The following is a 16,532-nucleotide window of genomic DNA, read 5'->3' as shown; positions in this document are numbered from 1 at the left end:
TTTTTTTGATGTTTAATGCTTTATTTTATTAATTCAGAGCTACACTTACAGAATCAGTAACAACATTTAATTCCTCAGCAGGAGCTACTTTTTCAGCATTTGGATCTACCCAAATATCACCTTCAGCAGGTTTTGGGTTTGCAGGTGTAGAACCGTTAAGAGTAGTTAATACATAACTAGCTACTTGAGCAATTTCTGCAGGTTTCAAAGTTTGTTTCCAAGCAATCATCCCTTTACCATCTCTACCACCTTCTGAAATAGTATGGAAAACATTTTTAATACCACCGCCTAAAATCCAATGTTGATCGGTTAGGTTAGGGCCTATACCACCACCACCATCAGCCATATGACAAGCAACACAGTTTGATTGAAATGTTTTTTCACCAGCACTTAAGTCAGAAGCATCAGTTAATAGTTCTACAGTATCTTCATCAACTAAATCTTTAGCAGTCTTTTTGTATTCTTCAATTTCTTTCAAAGCTAAAGCTACTTCTTGTTCATATTCTATATCTTGGTTGTCACCGTTGAAAACGTGAAAACGTAGTAGGTAGACAAAACCAAAAACGATACTTGCATAGAACATATATACCCACCAAGGCGGTAATTTGTTATCTAGCTCTCTAATACCATCATAATTATGATCTAAAACTATTTCACTTTCAGCTTCCATTGGTTTAGAACCTAAAAGTTTTATATAAGTTTCTTTACCCCATTTCCATTCCCATTTTTGTTCTTTTTTGGCTAGGTAACGTTTTTGAGCTTCTTCAGATAGTGTTTGAAACATTACATTTTCAATGGCACTAAGTATTAGCTCTATTGCCCCTAATATTACAAGAACTAGTAATAAAAAAAGTTGAGTTATTGGATACTTTATTATTGCGGGTTGATCACCAGAGTCTATAAAATATTCCATTAATCCGAAGATAATAAAGAAGATTACTGGAACTCTAATCCACCAATTTGATTTATTTTTCATAATTCGAAGTTTTGTTGGTTGTCTTTTTCAATAGGTAATTCACTAACCTCTTTTATATATTCTTTTGATGCAGTAAAAACCCATCCAAAAAGAACTATAAAAAAGATAAAGAAGATTAATAATGATATGATAGGGTAGGTTGCTACACCATCTATAGTTTCCATGTAACCTTTTACGAATTTAAACATGATTTCTTTTGTTTTAAGAGATTATTCAGAGGTAGATAAAAGGTATTAGTTACCTCTGAATAATCAGTTTTTATTTTGTTTCAGGTACTAACTCTCCTGTTTCTTTTATTTTAATATCTGTTCCTAAACGCTGTAAGTAAGCAATTAAAGAGACAATTTCACGATCTTTCATTTCAATAAATGCTTCACCATTTTCAGCAGCATACTTTTTATCAGCTTCATAGTTTTTTGCAAAATCAGGATCAGCATACAAGCTCTTTTCAATTTTAGTTGCTTGTTTATCCATAGTAGCATTTGCATTAGCTATATCTTCATCTGTATATGGTACACCTAGACTAACCATAGCTTTCATTTTATCTTGAATATCAGATCTATCGTGTTCATTTCTAATTAACCAAGCATATGATGGCATAATAGAACCAGATGAGGTGCTTTGTGGATCGTACATGTGGTTTAAGTGCCAGTTGTCAGAATATTTACCACCAACTCTTAATAGATCTGGTCCGGTACGTTTACTTCCCCATAAAAAAGGATGATCATAAACAAACTCTCCAGCTTTAGCATATTCGCCGTAACGTTCAACCTCACTTCTAAAAGGTCTTACCATTTGTGAGTGACAACCCACACAACCTTCTCTAATATATAAATCACGACCTTCAAGCTCTAGTGGAGTGTAAGGTTTTACACTAGTTATGGTTGGTATGTTTGATTTCACTAAGATGGTTGGTATAATTTGTATTGCTCCACCAATTAAAATGGCAACTGTTGCTAATATGGTTAGCTGTACAGGCTTACGCTCTAACCAAGTATGGAAAGTTTCACCAGCAGTTCTACTTTTAGATACTTTAGTTAATGCGGCAGCTTCAGCTAATTCATCTTCAACATCGCTACCAGCTTTAATAGTTAATACTACATTATAAATCATAACACATGCGCCAATAATATACATTGTACCACCAATAGCACGCATCCAATACATTGGCATTATTTCAGTTACGGTTTCTAAAAAGTTACCATAAACTAATGTTCCGTTAGGGTTAAAATCTTTCCACATTAATGCTTGCGTGAACCCAGCAACATACATTGGTAGTGTGTATAAGATGATACCTAAAGTACCAATCCAGAAGTGAAAATTAGCAAGTTTTAACGAAGCCAAACGAGTTTTGAACATTTTTGGAACCAACCAATAAATCATACCAAAAGTCATAAAACCGTTCCATGCTAAGGCACCTACATGTACGTGAGCAATAATCCAATCGCTAAAGTGAGCAATGGCGTTTACATTTTTTAAAGATAACATTGGACCTTCAAAAGTTGCCATACCATAACCAGTAATTGCAACAACCATAAATTTTAAGGTAGGATCTGTTCTTACTTTATCCCAGGCACCACGTAAGGTTAGTAAACCATTAATCATACCACCCCAAGATGGAGCTAAAAGCATAATTGAGAAAGCAACACCTAAATTTTGTGCCCAGTCTGGTAAAGCAGAATACAATAAGTGGTGTGGACCTGCCCATATATAAATAAATATTAATGACCAGAAGTGAACAATAGATAATTTATATGAGTAAACAGGTCTGTTTGCTGCTTTAGGAACAAAATAATACATTAAGCCTAAAAATGGAGTAGTTAAGAAAAAGGCAACAGCATTATGGCCATACCACCACTGCACTAAAGCATCTTGAACACCAGCGTAAACGGAGTAACTTTTTAAACCACTAACAGGTAATTCTAAACTATTGAAGATATGAAGAACAGCAATAGTTACAAATGTGGCTAGGTAAAACCAAAGAGCAACATATAAATGACGTTGTCTTCTTTTTATCATGGTACCAATAAGGTTAATGCCAAATGCAACCCAAACTACAGCAATAGCAATATCTATTGGCCATTCAAGTTCAGCATATTCTTTTGATGTACTATACCCTAATGGAAGTGTAATTGCAGCAGCAACTATAATTAATTGCCATCCCCAAAAATTAAAATTACTTAAAAAGTCGTTGAACATACGTGCTTTAAGTAAACGTTGGGTAGAGTAGTATACACCGGCAAAAATAGCATTACCTACAAAAGCAAAAATTACTGCATTTGTATGTAAAGGTCTCAAACGTCCAAAGCTTAACCATGAAATACCATCAGTTAAGTTTGGGAACATAAACATAAATGCAAGTAGAAGCCCTACTGACATACCTACTATTCCCCAGAACATAGTTGCGTAGAGGAATTTTTTAACGACTTTGTTGTCGTAATAAAACTGCTGTAATTCCATAATAGATTATTTAAACTTTTTATTTAGTTGGATAGGTTTGTTCTTTGTTTTTTGGAGATTTTTCAACAAGTTCATCTTCAAAAAGCATGCGTACAGAAGGTGTGTAAGAATCATCGTATTGTCCATTTTTTACGGAGTAAATAAATGCAACAAAAAAGATAATCGCCACAACAATACTTATTGCTAATAACATATAAATAACACTCATACCTACCTGAATTATACTGTAAAACTACATTGATGTTAATGCTGATAAAATGACATTTATCATGTTTAAAAAATTATCTTAATTTTTTTCCTAAAATATTGGTGCTTACTGTCGTAAATACCACAATACTTATTGAGCTTAAAGGCATTAGAATAGCGGCTATAACAGGTTCTAATTGGCCCGTGATGGCAAAATAAAGCCCAACAACGTTATAGAGTAATGATAACATAAAACTCCATTTTATAATCTTCATAGCCTTTTTAGAAGCTATAATGTAGTTGTATAATTCTTTAAACTTAGTAGCATCTAAAATAGCATCGCAAGCAGGAGAAAAGATGGTTACATTTTCAGATATGGCTATACCAACATTACTTTGTGCTAATGCTCCGGCATCATTTAAACCATCACCTACCATAAGTACTTTTTTATTTTGGTCTTGTAGTGATTTTATAAAACTTAATTTATCTTCTGGTTTTTGATTAAAATATAATGGAGTAAGTTTTGGTAATAAAGCTTCAAGTCTACTTTTTTCGCCTTCATTATCACCCGATAAAATAGCCACTTGAATGGTCTCACTCATGGCCTTAAAAAAATCAGAAATACCTTCGCGATATTCATTTTTAAAAACATAACAGCCTTTGTATGCATCATTCGTGCTTATGTAAACTGATGTGTTTTTATCCGTTTCAGCTACTGTGTTCCCCACATAATTTGCAGAACCAATTTTTATTTTCTGATTATTAATTGAGCCAACAATACCTTTGCCTAAATGTTCTTCATAATCATCAAGTGTTGCAATATCATTTTCAGCAAGCATATTATATAAACTTCTACTTAATGGATGGTTTGATGCTCTTAACGTACTTTTTAATAACAATTCTTCTTCATCAGTAAGAGTGATACCTTCATAAACTGCAGTACTTTTTTTAGCAGTAGTTATAGTTCCAGTTTTATCAAAAATTGCAGTATCTATTTGTGCTAATTGCTCAATAGTTTGAGTATCTTTTAAATAGAATTTTTTTCTACCATAAATCCGAAGCATATTACCCAGTGTAAATGGTGAAGCTAATGCAATTGCACATGGGCAAGCAATTATTAAAACGGCAGTGAAAACATTTAATGCTTTACTTGGGTCGTAAAACAACCAAAATAAGGTTGCTATAAAAGCAATACTTAGTACAAACGTTGTAAAACGTTTTCCAATACTATCCGTAAGAGTTTGAAATTTACTTGATTTATCTTCTTGAAAAACGGCATTACTCCATAATTGAGTTAGGTAACTTTGTGAGACAGATTTTAATACATCAATCTCAATAACCCCGTTTAATTGTTTTCCACCAGCAAAAACCTTATCTCCTGAATTTTTAATAACAGGTTCAGATTCACCCGTAACAAAACTATAGTCTATAGTCGCATTGCCTGAAATTAGAATAGCATCAACAGGTATTAATTCTTCATTTCTTATTAATAAACGATCTCCTTTTTTTATGTCATGTACTTGAATTGTTTTTTCAGTATTGTCGCTTAAAATTTTTGTTACTGCAATGGGGAAATATGATTTATAATCACGTTCAAACGATAAAAATGAATATGTTTTTTGTTGAAAAAATTTACCTAGTAATAGAAAAAACACAAGCCCAGTTAGGCTGTCAAAAAAACCAGGCCCCCAATCAAAAATAATTTCTAAAGTACTTCTAATAAATAATACCAAAATACCTAGTGCAATTGGCACATCAATATTTAGTAATTTCGAACGCAACCCTTGATATGCCGCTATAAAATAATCACGACCAGCGTAGAATACTACAGGCAATGAAAAAATAAACATTAGCCACCTAAAAATTGTTTGATATTGGTTAAGCCAAAATTCACCACCAGAACTTTTACTTGATGATAAATCAAAATACTCAGGGAATGATAAAAACATAACATTGCCAAATGCAAAGCCAGCAACACCAAGTTTATAAATTAAACTACGATCGGTACTTTTCTTTTTATTATCAACATCATCTAATGAAATATAAGGTTCATAACCAATATGAGCTAAAAGCACTACAACATTTTTTAATGTAGTTTTAGTTGGGTTGTAACTTATTCTTACTGTTTTATTAGGAAAGTTAACTTGTGAGTTTGTGATTGAAGGAGCTAGTTTGTTTAAATTTTCTAATACCCAAATACATGAACTACAGTGAATTTTTGGAATATAGAGATTTACAATCTGTAAGTTTTTGTCATTAAATTCAGTTAGTTTTTCTACTATTTCTGTGGCTTCAAGAAAGTCAAATTTTCCTTCAATAATATTTGGTGTTGAACCTGCACCAGACTGCAAATCATAATAATAAGACAAGTCGTTTGAAGAGAAAATTTCATAAACTGTTTTGCAACCATTGCAACAGAAATCCTTTTCATCAAAATGGATTAAAACTTTACAATCATCGTTGCAATGATAACATTTTTTTGAAGCCATAATTTGTAACTTTATTCCTGAGTACAAAATTGAAAATCAGATGTATAGTAAAACATGATAATTGTCATGTTTAGAATTTTTAATAACTTGTAACTTTGTTGTGTCAGGTAAAAAATAAGGGAATGGAAAGCGATAAAAAATCAAGGTGTGAGCAGTGTATTATTCGTCAATTTAACTCATTAAGGGCGATGAGTAAAGATGAATTACGTAAAATTTCAGAAACCAAGACTACAAAAACAATTAAAAAGGGAGATCCTATATTCGAAGAAGGTGAAAAGTTAAATGGTGTTTTTTGTGTTAGAAATGGTATATCAAAACTTTCAAAGTTGAGTCCGAATGGTAAAGATCAAATCGTAAAATTGGCAACTAAAGGTCAGGTTTTAGGACAACGATCTGTGATTGCTGAAGAGACTTCGAATTTAAGTGCTGTAGCGGTTAATGATATGGAAGTATGTTACATACCGAAAGACGGTATTGTAAATACATTAAATACGAACCCAAATTTTGCTGTTGAAGTACTTCGTCATATGGCACATGATTTAAAAGAGGCTGATGATGTAATTGTAAACATGTCACAGAAAACGGTAAAGCAACGTGTTGCTGAAGCTTTTTTATACATGAAAAATAATTTTGGAGAAGATAGTGATGGCTTTTTAGCTTTGACATTATCTAGAGAAGATATTTCTAATGTAGTTGGAACCGCAACAGAGTCATGCATTAGAATTATATCAGAATTTAAGAAGAAAGGCTATTTAAAAACTTCAGGCAAAAAAATAGGAATTGCGGACGAAAAATCACTTTTAGACCTTGTAGAAAGTTGAAAAACAACACCCTGCAATAAAAACTTGTAAACCTGATAATTGTCATAGTTTTCATTTTTCAGTTGGTATAGTTTTACATCAAGTAAAAACTAGAAGCATGAAAAATATATTAATCCCCACTGACTTTTCTGAAAATGCCTGGAACGCTGTAAAATATGCGATTGAGTTGTTTAAAAATGAGCAATGTAATATCTATTTATTAAATACATACACGCCAAATATTTCGGCGAGTAGGTTTATGGCAACAGCAGTATATGAAGAAAAAAATACGGTAGAAAATTCTTCTAAAAAAGGCTTGATAAATCTTTTAAGAAGGATAGAAAAAGAATACCCTGATCCTGCACATATTCATAATTTCAAAACCATTTCGTCTTTTAGTTTTTTAGTTGATGAGGTGAAAGAGTTGGTTGATGATTATAACATTCAAATGGTTATTTTAGGCACAAAAGGAGCATCAGGAGTATCAGAAGTTTTTATGGGTAGTAATGCTGTTCGTATTATAAAAGCTGTAAAAAAATGTCCGGTATTGGCGATACCTGAACATTTTGAATATGAAACTCCTAAAGAAATTGCTTTTGCAACAGATTTTAATCGTTTTTATACCCTATCAGAATTACAACCTTTACTAGAGCTAGCAGAAACTTTTGAAGCTGTTATCCGTATTGTTTATGTTCAAAATAAAATAAAGGCGTTAACAGAAGTCCAACAATTTAATTTAAATATGCTAAGAAGATATTTAAATACTACGGAATATTACATTCACACCATTTCAGAGATGAATTCGGTTTCAAACACGTTAGAGGTTTTTACGGCTGAATTACAAGTTCATTTATTAGCAATGCTAAATTATCAGCATAGTTATATGGAGCGCATGACTCGAGAGCCTATAGTTAAAAAAATGGCTTTTCATACACAATTACCTTTATTGGTACTTCCTGAAATGGGAATTGGACTTATGCCTAAGAAAGATATTCCCGTTTTTTCGGCAAATAAATTATAGTTTTTTTAAGGATAGTATTGTTTTGTTATAGAACTTAAAAAAAAGTGTTATAGATATGTAAAATAAGGTTCAAACAGCCTTTGTTTAACTAAATTTGTTAAAAATTTAGCGTATGAATCTTCCTAATACTAATCAGAAGAGAATCGTCATTATCGGCGGCGGATTTGCCGGTATATCGTTAGCAAAAAAGCTAAAAGAGTTAGATGCTCAAGTTGTTATGATTGATAGGCATAATTATCATACATTTCAGCCTTTACTTTATCAGGTTTCGACTAGTGGTTTAGAACCAGATTCTATTGCTTATCCAATTCGTAAAATACTAAAAGAGCTAGACAATTTTTATTTTAGATTAGCTAATGTTGATAAGATAGATCCTGAAAAACAAGAAATATTTACAAGTACAGGGGTATTAAGTTATGATTATTTGGTAATGGCAACAGGTACAAAAACCAATTATTTTAATAACGAGAATATTGCTAAAAATGCCATGCCAATGAAAAGTGTTCCGCAGGCATTAAATATTAGAAGTTTGGTATTACAAAATTTTGAGAAAGCTGATGATTCTACTTCAGAAGAAGAACAAAAAGCTTTATTGAACTTTTGTGTTGTTGGTGCAGGGCCAACAGGGGTTGAGTTAGCAGGTGCTTTAGCGGAGTTGAAACATAATGTTTTTCCTAAAGATTATACACATTTAGATATTTCAAAAATGCGAATTCATTTGTTTGAAGGCGGACCTAGAGTTTTGCCTCCAATGAGTGAAAAATCCTCAAAAAAAGCTACTGAGTTTTTAGAAAAGCTAGGGGTAGAAATACACTTAAACACTATTGTTCAAGACTATAATGATGGTATTGTTACTATACGTGGGGGAGAAACAATGAGAAGTGAAAACTTCATATGGTCTGCAGGGGTTACCGGTGCTACTATAGATGGTTTTAAAGAAGAACATTTGGTTGAACGGTTGAACAGGTATAAAGTAAATAGTTTTAACCAAGTAGAAGGTTATACCAATATTTTTGCTATTGGTGATATTGCGTATATGGAGACTGAAGATTTTCCGAAAGGTCACCCGCAGGTAGCACAGCCAGCAATACAGCAAGGAGAAAATTTAGCTAAAAACTTTAAAAAATTATTAGCGAATAAAGCACTAAATCCTTTTAAATATATAGATAAAGGTTCAATGGCAACAATTGGAAGAAACAAAGCTGTTGTTGATTTACACAAATTAAAATTTGGAGGTTTTTTCGCTTGGTTTATATGGATGTTTGTTCATCTTATGGCGTTAGTAGGTTTTAGAAATAAAGTGATTGTATTTTTTAATTGGGGTTATAACTATATTAATTATGATAAGGCCGCACGATTAATTGTGCGACCTTATAAAACAAAATCATAAAGATTATATAAAACAAAAAACCTTTTCTATATTTGCAATGTTGTGTTGTACTTAGTAATAAGTACAAGTTGTGGTAAATCATTTTAAAGCAACTTTAAAATGTATAAACCGATGAAAGGCTTTCCTATTATGGGAGGCTTTTTTTGTTTAAAATAAGTCTTAATTACCAGATTTATCTAAGTTCGCACGTTCAGGTTCTTCTAAGTTATCTTTACTTTCACCTCCTTGGCCAAATAGACTGTTCTCTTCATCTTTTAATTTTAAATGATTAGTAGTGTTAGGTTCATTTCTGCCCGGTACATCTAATTCATCACCTGAAAAATCTACACGATTTTCTCTTTTTTGAAGCAGGCTATCATCACCGGCATCCATACTCAATCCTTTTTTTCCTAAGGCTTGTAAATCATCTTTAGTAACGTTAGAATTATATTTTTTAGTTTCTACAATATTTTCATTTTTTTTCTTTTCCATCATCTTCATTTTTAAAAGTTCAAGTACAATTTCTATTTAATTTGAAAATTGGATGATCTTTATTGAGTTTATAATTGATGCAGTAGATAAATAGCTGCCAATTTCCAAAATGGTATAATTATTTAGAAATTAGGAAACATTTTATTCGTGTTTTACACGGAATTTTGCAGTCTAAATATGTAACACATGAATAAAATTAATACACTAGGTATTGCTATAATACTTTTTACCAGCTCATTAACAATAATGGTTGGTACTGTTATTGCTCCATCATTAACAGAAATAGCTAAACAATTAAACTTTGCTTATAGTCCAGGATGGTTAATTACGTTACCTTCTTTAGGTGTAGTTTTATCAGCTTCACTTGTAGGTAGGTTGTTAAATAAAATAGGAGCTTTTAAACTATTGTGCTTGGGGTTAATACCTTATGCTGCTTTTGGTTTTTTAGGTGGTTATATAACTAACTCTTATCTATTAATTGCAGATAGAATTTTGTTGGGTCCGGCTGCAGTTGCGGTACAAGTTGCATTGACTTCTTATATCGCAGATTATTTTGTAGGTAAAGAACGTATGAAACTTATTGCATGGCAAGGTATGGCCATAGAATTAGGGGGCGTTGTATTTTTATCATTAGGAGGAATATTAGGTGACATAAATTGGCGTTTTCCTTTTATAATTTATCTAATTGCTTTATTGTGTTTTGTTTTTGCTTTAATTTTTCTTCCTAAAAATAATAAGGTAGAAATTGATTTGAATACTGAAAAAACTTTAATTAATAGTAATGAGAAAAGAGAAGTAAATCTAATATTTTGGGGATCATTTGCAGCAATGGTTTTGTTTTTTGTAAGTTTTGTACGCTTGCCTCAATTTTTACCTGATAGTTTTGGTTTTTCTGATAGTTATGTAGGATATTTTATGGCATCAATATCATTAATAGCAGTAGTGTCAGCTAGTCAAATGCCTAAAGTAGTAGATAAGTTAAGCCCATACAAAACAGTAGTTTTAGGTTTTATATTTTTTATGATGGGGTATATCTGTTTTGCATTTGCCACATCAATTATACTATTGGTTTTCGGAGCATTATTTACAGGTATTGGTTTTGGTTTTACCATTCCGTTATTCAATCATATGATGGTTGAAGTCAGTACGAGTAAAACTCAAGGTAAGAACTTAGGTTTGTTTTCAATGGGAGTTTTTGCTGGCCAGTTTATATCAACATTTATTGAATTTGTGGCTGATGATGCACGTTATATTTTTGGTACAGCTTCATTTTTAGCACTATTAATAGGCATTGTTTTTTTCGTTATTTTTAAAAAAATAAAGCTTATTCAGTAAATGAATAAAATGTTTTATATCTTTTCAATTGTGAAAAACTGGAAAGATAAAATTTATATAAATAATAATTTAGGCCAAGATCCACCTTTATTGTCTAAAAATTCATTTGGAATTTTTTTTGACACCAAAAATGATACAACGGTATACTTTAAGCCTTTAAATGAAGTGTTTTCTTCGTCATTAAAAACTGATACAAAAGGCCTTGTTCTATATTTTGAAAGGGACTTTATTGAAGAAGATGATGAAGAATATGCTTTAGATATTTTAAATTTATTTAAGCTTAGTTCAGATAGTATATTAAAAATTAAAGAAAAAGATTTTACAGCTATTGCTACCGTATTATCTTTAATTAAAGAAGAATATAAACATAAAGAAAACGCATATTTACTTATTAAAACACTATTAAAAGTGTTGATGCTTAAACTAATTAGGATACAAAACTCAGGGTATTTAAAACAAGATTTAAATCAGAAACGAGTTTTTTTGTTCTTAAAATTGATGGAATCTAACTATATTGAAGAAACTTCAGGTGATTATTATGCGCAACAAATGGGTATTAGTGAAAAAAGGTTAAATCAGATTTTAAAAGAAAAATTAAACTTAACGGCAAAGCAAGTAATTCAACAAAGACAGGTGACCGAAATTAAAAGAATGTTAAAGCAAAGTAGTATTACTTTAAAAGAAATGGCTTTTTATTTCGGATTTGAATCTTTAAGTAGTTTTTCTCGTTTTTTTAAACGTCATGCATTTATGAGTCCAAGCGAATACAAAGAAATGATTGAATCTTAGTTTTAATACAAAACCTTATTAAGAGTTTAACCATTTAAAATCTATCACTTAACTTTGGTGTTCTAAAAGAAGTTTAAGATGTTATTTGATTTAATCAAGAATAGAAGATCTGTTTTTCCTGCTCAATATAATGATCAACCTATAGCGAAAGAGACTATTGAAAAAGTTTTAGAAGCAGCTAATTGGGCTCCTAGTCATAGGAAAACTGAACCGTGGCGTTTTAAAGTTTTACAGGGGGAATCTAAAGAAAAATTAGGGTTGTTTTTATCTTTAAAATACTTAGAGAATGATGCTTCGCCAAAAGAGTTTAAAGCAAAAAAAATAATACAAAATCCTAAAAGTGCAGCTGCTGTTATTGCTATTTGTATGCAACGTGACCCTGAAGAAAGTGTTCCCGAATGGGAAGAAGTTGCAGCTGTAGCTATGGCTGTGCAAAATATGTGGCTAATGTGTACAGAGTTAGGTATTGGTGCTTACTGGAGTTCTCCAGGTTTAATAAAATATATGGGAGAGTTTTTTGAAATGAATAGAGGGGAAGTATGTCTTGGTTTCTTTTATATGGGTAATTATGATGAAAAAGTTTCTGATGCAGTACGAATGCCACTAGAAGATAAAGTAGATTGGTTGTAGTTTTATTCTATAATCAAATTTTGAGCATAGCTGTTCCATTCATTTATTAAAAAGAAGGCGAATTTATCATGTTGATAATTTTCAATCATTTTTTCAATATTTTCATCTTCAATAAGATGAGTGTAAAATAATTGTAGTTCGCCATTTTCTATTTTTAATTTATCTAAAAGATAAGCGCTATAGTTTTCTTCTAAAAAGGTAATTCGATTTTCTTTTTTCTCAAGTTCTATTGCATATTTCATTCGTTTGGTACGGCCACTAATCTTATTTATTATGGGATCTACAGCTAATTTACCACCCAATAATGATAGAAGATGAATAGCTTTAAAGTCACCTGCTGTTGCAAGTTTACGCTCATATTGTGAAAACTCTTTTTTCTCTTTTGAAATTATACCTAGAGAAAGGGAGTTTACAGAAGAATACTCCACAACTTCAACACCCTCTAAAACTACAGTTTTTTCAAACATTTGTATGTTTAAACTGTCATTCTTCAAGTCGTTTTGAGTAATAATTCTTTCTAAATTTTTCATTCCAATATAAGAGAAGTGTAAGGTGTCTCCAATGGCAGCTTTTAAAGAAAATAAACCCTTATTATTTGAGATCGTATTTTCATTACTTGAAAGGTTTTTTACAGTGACACTTTCTAGCACTATATCATTATAAATTACCTTAGCGCTAATTGTATTTACTTGAGAATAAATACCAATTGGAAGTGCTAATATTATAGTAATACTCAATAACTTATTTATAGTTAATAACATACAGAAAGTTTTGTGAGAAAAATAATGACTTTCTGAAAGTATGAAATTTTAAAAGGTATGTAAAAGAATTAACATTTTTTAATACAAAAAGGAGAATAATGCATACCTGTATTCCCAGCTTTTTGATATAAAAAGTCCGAAATAGATAATACTAATCATAAACTTCATAAAAGTACCAGTTAAAAACCCTAGAAAAGAACCAAAAGCAGCCTTAAGTGCTGTTTTGTTATCGGCTTTATTAATTAACTCACCAATAAAAGCCCCTAAAAAAGGACCAATTATTATCCCGCCAGGTATAGGTGCAATTAAGCCAACAATAAGGCCAACAGTAGTACCAATCATTCCCGCTTTTGTACCGCCAAATTTTTTAGTTCCCACTGCAGGTATTATATAGTCCATCGCAAAAACTAAAATTGCAATACCTAATGTTATGCCTAAAAACCACCAATCTTGTGGTATGACACTAGTTAAAAAAAGCAATAATAAACCTAGCCAACTAATAGGTGGCCCCGGTAAAATTGGTAAAAAACTACCAAAAATACCTACGATTACACAAATAAGACCAAAAATAAATAAAGTAATATCCATAGTTATTGTTTACACGTAAGACGAATATAATCTGTTTTTGTTACAGTTTATTGATGAATTTAAAGGTAAATATAATTAAATCAACTAAAAAGTTAGTTTAAACTAATAATTTAGTTATATTTGAACTAATAATTTAGTTGAAAGGTTTTTGTAGAACAGATTTAACTATAAATATATACAATGAAACAGTTAACAAAAGCAGAAGAAGAGGTAATGCAGGTTTTATGGCAATTAAGTAAATGTAATGTTGCTTCAATTATTGAAAAATTACCAGAACCTAAGCCGAAATATAATACCGTTTCTACCATTGTTAGAATATTAGAGAGTAAAGGTTTTGTTGATCATGAACAAGAGGGTAAAGGCTATTTGTATTTTCCAATTTTAAAAAAGGCGGAATATAGTAATCAGTCTATAAATAAATTGGTTGATGGTTATTTTCAAGGTTCTTTTAAAAGTATGGTGTCATTTTTTATGAAAAAAAATGACATGAATTTATCAGAGCTAGAAGCTGTTTTAGACGAAATTAAAAAAGAAGAAAAATGATACAGTATATCTTAGAAGGTATAGCTTTTCAGCTTTTGTTTTTAATTATTTATGATCTGTTTTTAAAGAAAGAAACCTTTTTTCAATGGAATAGAGTGTATTTAATTGGTACTTATGTTTTGTCAATGGTTTTGCCTTGGGTAAAGATTGAGGCTTTAAAAACAAAAGTGTCAAATGAATCTATTTTTTATCCGGAATTCTTATGGAATTTAAATGATGCAGAGCTTGTAGTTAATGCAAGTCAGCAAACAGAAGTATCATGGGTATTAATTTTTTTCCTTTCAGGAATAGCAATAGCAACATTACTATTTGTATATAAACTGATTCAAATATTTTCATTAAAGAAAAAAGGAGACGTACATTATTTTAATGATTATACTAGAGTTGTAATTAAAAATAGTGAGATTGCATTTTCATACTTTAAGTCTATATTTTTAGGAGATAAGGTAGTTTTAAAAGAGCATAATAGTGTTATAGCGCATGAGTTAGTTCATATACAACAAGGTCATTCTTACGATTTAATCTTTTTTGAAATTTTACGAATATTAAACTGGTTTAATCCCTTAGTTTACGTTTACCAAAGTAGAATATCAGAAGTTCACGAATTTATTGCAGACTCTATAGTTGTAAAGACAAATAAAAAAGAACATTATCAACTGTTGCTGTCACAAGTTTTTCAGACACAACATATTTCATTCATCAATCCATTTTTTAAATCATCATTAATCAAAAAACGAATCGTCATGTTACAAAAATCAAAATCAAAAAAAGTATTTCAATTAAAGTATTTAGTTTTAATTCCACTAATATCTGGTATGTTAGTATATACCTCTTGTGAAGGGGAAAGTAAAATTGAGGCAGAAACTGAAATCACTGAAACTTCATTAATTGTAGCTTCAAGTAAAACAATTGAAGTTAATGATTTGGAAAACCAATCCGAAGAAGAAAAAAAAGAAATGAATGCTTTAGTTGAAAAAGCTAAAAATGCTAAAGAAACTGCTATATATACTATTAACGATAAAAACGGAAAGTATATAGAAATTAAAACAGATGAAACAGGAATAGTTTCTGTTGATGTTCATACATCAGAAACTGATTATGATAATGAGTTGAGTGTTCCTTTTGGTGTTGTTGAAGAAGTTCCAGTTTTTCCAGGTTGTGAAGATGCTGAAGACAAAAGAGCTTGTTTTCAGAAAGCAATGTATAAACATATAAGTAAAAACTTTAAATACCCTGAAGAAGCACAAGAACAAGGTATACAAGGTAAAGTAAATTTATTATTTATAATTCAAGAAGATGGTTCTATAGGTGGTCTTAAAATGCGAGGCCCTAGTCCTTTATTAGAAGATGAAGCTTCTCGTATTATATCAAAATTACCAATAATGACTCCAGGGAAACAAAAAGGGAAAATAGTAAAAGTTCCTTTTTCTATTCCAATTACATTTAAGTTAAAATAAGTAGTATTATAATTGATAGAAAATTAAACAAAAGTCAAAGTGTAAACTTTGACTTTTTTGTTTATTGTTATTTAATTAAAACAGGAAATACACTTAACAAGTAATTAAATACACTAAAAAATCGTAATTTTCGCAAAAGATTTAAGCGCACATGCGTATAGTACTAATTTTATGTGGATTTTTTCTTGTTGTTTCTTGTGATTTTTTTACTTCAAATGAAGTGAAAACACAAGAATTGATTACTCAAGAAATGCAACAGATTAATTTTAATGAAGTGGATCAGTTTCCGCTTTTTGAAAATTGTAATGAAGCTGATTCTAAAGAAGAAAATAAAGATTGCTTTAAAGAGACTTTAATTCGTAATTTATATACCTCTTTAGACGGTTTTGAATTTATATTAAAAGAAGAAGTTGTTGATACGCTTTACGTTGATTTTTTAATTGATAAAGTAGGGGAGGTTGTTGTTTTAGATATTTCTCATAATGCAATTGTTGAAGAACAAATACCAGAATTTGACGCTGTAATCACACGTTGTTTATTATCATTACCACAAGCTTCACCAGCTTTAAAAAGAGGAATTCCTGTAAAGGCAAAATTTAGAATTCCGATTGTACTTAACACCAAATATTAATCCTT

The 16,532-nt window shown here is 30.7% G+C and carries 17 protein-coding genes; 9 read left to right on the top strand and 8 right to left on the bottom strand.

Going from position 1 to position 16,532, the window contains the following annotated elements; translation table 11 throughout:
* Window positions 1-28: 28 nt before the first annotated feature.
* The 5 genes from KO500_RS02385 to KO500_RS02365 all read right to left on the bottom strand — a co-directional run bounded on the left by KO500_RS02385 (window position 29) and on the right by KO500_RS02365 (window position 6,111).
* Window positions 29-976, bottom strand: coding sequence for a cbb3-type cytochrome c oxidase N-terminal domain-containing protein (locus tag KO500_RS02385; RefSeq protein ID WP_215954895.1), 948 nt, complete (start codon window positions 974-976; stop codon window positions 29-31).
* Complete coding sequence (locus KO500_RS02380; RefSeq protein WP_215954894.1) at window positions 973-1,164, bottom strand: CcoQ/FixQ family Cbb3-type cytochrome c oxidase assembly chaperone; 192 nt, start codon at window positions 1,162-1,164, stop codon at window positions 973-975. The genes KO500_RS02385 and KO500_RS02380 overlap by 4 nt, the downstream gene beginning before the upstream one ends.
* A gap of 70 nt (window positions 1,165-1,234) precedes the next feature.
* Window positions 1,235-3,436, bottom strand: a complete 2,202-nt coding sequence (gene ccoN / locus KO500_RS02375; RefSeq protein WP_215954893.1) for a cytochrome-c oxidase, cbb3-type subunit I — start codon at window positions 3,434-3,436, stop codon at window positions 1,235-1,237.
* Between the two features lie 19 nt (window positions 3,437-3,455).
* Complete coding sequence (gene ccoS / locus KO500_RS02370) at window positions 3,456-3,644, bottom strand: cbb3-type cytochrome oxidase assembly protein CcoS (protein WP_215954892.1); 189 nt, start codon at window positions 3,642-3,644, stop codon at window positions 3,456-3,458.
* A gap of 73 nt (window positions 3,645-3,717) precedes the next feature.
* Window positions 3,718-6,111, bottom strand: a complete 2,394-nt coding sequence (locus KO500_RS02365; protein WP_215954891.1) for a heavy metal translocating P-type ATPase — start codon at window positions 6,109-6,111, stop codon at window positions 3,718-3,720.
* Between the two features lie 122 nt (window positions 6,112-6,233).
* Between KO500_RS02365 and KO500_RS02360 the strand changes: the two genes are divergently transcribed.
* The 3 genes from KO500_RS02360 (at window position 6,234) to KO500_RS02350 (ending at window position 9,322) form a co-directional block, all read left to right on the top strand.
* Window positions 6,234-6,932 (top strand): Crp/Fnr family transcriptional regulator, encoded by a 699-nt coding sequence (locus tag KO500_RS02360; protein WP_215954890.1) that lies wholly within the window; start codon window positions 6,234-6,236, stop codon window positions 6,930-6,932.
* A gap of 97 nt (window positions 6,933-7,029) precedes the next feature.
* Window positions 7,030-7,932 (top strand): universal stress protein, encoded by a 903-nt coding sequence (locus tag KO500_RS02355; protein WP_215954889.1) that lies wholly within the window; start codon window positions 7,030-7,032, stop codon window positions 7,930-7,932.
* 112 nt (window positions 7,933-8,044) lie between these two features.
* Window positions 8,045-9,322: an NAD(P)/FAD-dependent oxidoreductase gene (locus KO500_RS02350; protein WP_215954888.1), complete on the top strand. Its 1,278-nt coding sequence runs from the start codon at window positions 8,045-8,047 to the stop codon at window positions 9,320-9,322.
* Between the two features lie 159 nt (window positions 9,323-9,481).
* On the opposite strand, the gene KO500_RS02345 is transcribed toward KO500_RS02350, so the two are convergent.
* The gene (locus KO500_RS02345; RefSeq protein WP_252732405.1) at window positions 9,482-9,793 is read right to left on the bottom strand and encodes a hypothetical protein; all 312 of its coding nucleotides are present in this window, start codon (window positions 9,791-9,793) and stop codon (window positions 9,482-9,484) included.
* Window positions 9,794-9,979: 186 nt separating this feature from the next.
* Here KO500_RS02345 and KO500_RS02340 point away from each other — a divergent pair, with 186 nt between their 5' ends.
* From KO500_RS02340 to KO500_RS02330, 3 genes are all read left to right on the top strand, one after another.
* On the top strand, window positions 9,980-11,128 hold the full coding sequence (locus KO500_RS02340) for an MFS transporter (RefSeq protein WP_215954886.1): 1,149 nt from the start codon (window positions 9,980-9,982) through the stop codon (window positions 11,126-11,128).
* Window positions 11,129-11,917 carry a helix-turn-helix domain-containing protein gene (locus KO500_RS02335; RefSeq protein WP_252732404.1) on the top strand — a complete coding sequence of 263 codons (789 nt, stop codon included), beginning with the start codon at window positions 11,129-11,131 and terminating at the stop codon, window positions 11,915-11,917. It abuts the gene before it with no gap.
* A 78-nt stretch (window positions 11,918-11,995) separates the two neighbouring features.
* Window positions 11,996-12,547, top strand: a complete 552-nt coding sequence (locus KO500_RS02330; RefSeq protein WP_215954885.1) for a nitroreductase family protein — start codon at window positions 11,996-11,998, stop codon at window positions 12,545-12,547.
* A 2-nt stretch (window positions 12,548-12,549) separates the two neighbouring features.
* Here KO500_RS02330 and KO500_RS02325 read toward each other — a convergent pair whose 3' ends face one another.
* Both KO500_RS02325 and KO500_RS02320 read right to left on the bottom strand, forming a co-directional pair.
* Window positions 12,550-13,308, bottom strand: coding sequence for a carboxypeptidase-like regulatory domain-containing protein (locus KO500_RS02325; RefSeq protein WP_215954884.1), 759 nt, complete (start codon window positions 13,306-13,308; stop codon window positions 12,550-12,552).
* A gap of 78 nt (window positions 13,309-13,386) precedes the next feature.
* Window positions 13,387-13,896, bottom strand: coding sequence for a DUF456 domain-containing protein (locus KO500_RS02320; protein ID WP_215954883.1), 510 nt, complete (start codon window positions 13,894-13,896; stop codon window positions 13,387-13,389).
* A gap of 180 nt (window positions 13,897-14,076) precedes the next feature.
* On the opposite strand from KO500_RS02320, the gene KO500_RS02315 reads away from it, so the two are divergent.
* The 3 genes from KO500_RS02315 to KO500_RS02305 all read left to right on the top strand — a co-directional run bounded on the left by KO500_RS02315 (window position 14,077) and on the right by KO500_RS02305 (window position 16,527).
* Complete coding sequence (locus KO500_RS02315; protein ID WP_215954882.1) at window positions 14,077-14,439, top strand: BlaI/MecI/CopY family transcriptional regulator; 363 nt, start codon at window positions 14,077-14,079, stop codon at window positions 14,437-14,439.
* Complete coding sequence (locus tag KO500_RS02310; RefSeq protein ID WP_215954881.1) at window positions 14,436-15,896, top strand: TonB family protein; 1,461 nt, start codon at window positions 14,436-14,438, stop codon at window positions 15,894-15,896. The genes KO500_RS02315 and KO500_RS02310 overlap by 4 nt, the downstream gene beginning before the upstream one ends.
* 151 nt (window positions 15,897-16,047) lie before the next feature.
* Window positions 16,048-16,527 carry a hypothetical protein gene (locus KO500_RS02305; protein WP_215954880.1) on the top strand — a complete coding sequence of 160 codons (480 nt, stop codon included), beginning with the start codon at window positions 16,048-16,050 and terminating at the stop codon, window positions 16,525-16,527.
* Window positions 16,528-16,532 lie beyond the last annotated feature (5 nt).

Origin of the sequence: Cellulophaga baltica, from assembly GCF_018861125.1 — a bacterium.
GTDB lineage: Bacteria > Bacteroidota > Bacteroidia > Flavobacteriales > Flavobacteriaceae > Cellulophaga > Cellulophaga baltica_A.
Note: the sequence above shows the minus strand (reverse complement) of the source record. Positions and strands in the feature narration are given on the sequence as shown.

Bases quoted from the DNA above. Each gene is read 5' to 3' on its own strand.
- KO500_RS02385 (WP_215954895.1), bottom strand. From the start codon at position 976: ATGAAAAATAAATCAAATTGGTGGATTAGAGTTCCAGTAATCTTCTTT.
- KO500_RS02380 (WP_215954894.1), bottom strand. From the start codon at position 1,164: ATGTTTAAATTCGTAAAAGGTTACATGGAAACTATAGATGGTGTAGCA.
- ccoN (WP_215954893.1), bottom strand. From the start codon at position 3,436: ATGGAATTACAGCAGTTTTATTACGACAACAAAGTCGTTAAAAAATTC.
- ccoS (WP_215954892.1), bottom strand. From the start codon at position 3,644: ATGAGTGTTATTTATATGTTATTAGCAATAAGTATTGTTGTGGCGATT.
- KO500_RS02365 (WP_215954891.1), bottom strand. From the start codon at position 6,111: ATGGCTTCAAAAAAATGTTATCATTGCAACGATGATTGTAAAGTTTTA.
- KO500_RS02360 (WP_215954890.1), top strand. From the start codon at position 6,234: ATGGAAAGCGATAAAAAATCAAGGTGTGAGCAGTGTATTATTCGTCAA.
- KO500_RS02355 (WP_215954889.1), top strand. From the start codon at position 7,030: ATGAAAAATATATTAATCCCCACTGACTTTTCTGAAAATGCCTGGAAC.
- KO500_RS02350 (WP_215954888.1), top strand. From the start codon at position 8,045: ATGAATCTTCCTAATACTAATCAGAAGAGAATCGTCATTATCGGCGGC.
- KO500_RS02345 (WP_252732405.1), bottom strand. From the start codon at position 9,793: ATGGAAAAGAAAAAAAATGAAAATATTGTAGAAACTAAAAAATATAAT.
- KO500_RS02340 (WP_215954886.1), top strand. From the start codon at position 9,980: ATGAATAAAATTAATACACTAGGTATTGCTATAATACTTTTTACCAGC.
- KO500_RS02335 (WP_252732404.1), top strand. From the start codon at position 11,129: ATGAATAAAATGTTTTATATCTTTTCAATTGTGAAAAACTGGAAAGAT.
- KO500_RS02330 (WP_215954885.1), top strand. From the start codon at position 11,996: ATGTTATTTGATTTAATCAAGAATAGAAGATCTGTTTTTCCTGCTCAA.
- KO500_RS02325 (WP_215954884.1), bottom strand. From the start codon at position 13,308: ATGTTATTAACTATAAATAAGTTATTGAGTATTACTATAATATTAGCA.
- KO500_RS02320 (WP_215954883.1), bottom strand. From the start codon at position 13,896: ATGGATATTACTTTATTTATTTTTGGTCTTATTTGTGTAATCGTAGGT.
- KO500_RS02315 (WP_215954882.1), top strand. From the start codon at position 14,077: ATGAAACAGTTAACAAAAGCAGAAGAAGAGGTAATGCAGGTTTTATGG.
- KO500_RS02310 (WP_215954881.1), top strand. From the start codon at position 14,436: ATGATACAGTATATCTTAGAAGGTATAGCTTTTCAGCTTTTGTTTTTA.
- KO500_RS02305 (WP_215954880.1), top strand. From the start codon at position 16,048: ATGCGTATAGTACTAATTTTATGTGGATTTTTTCTTGTTGTTTCTTGT.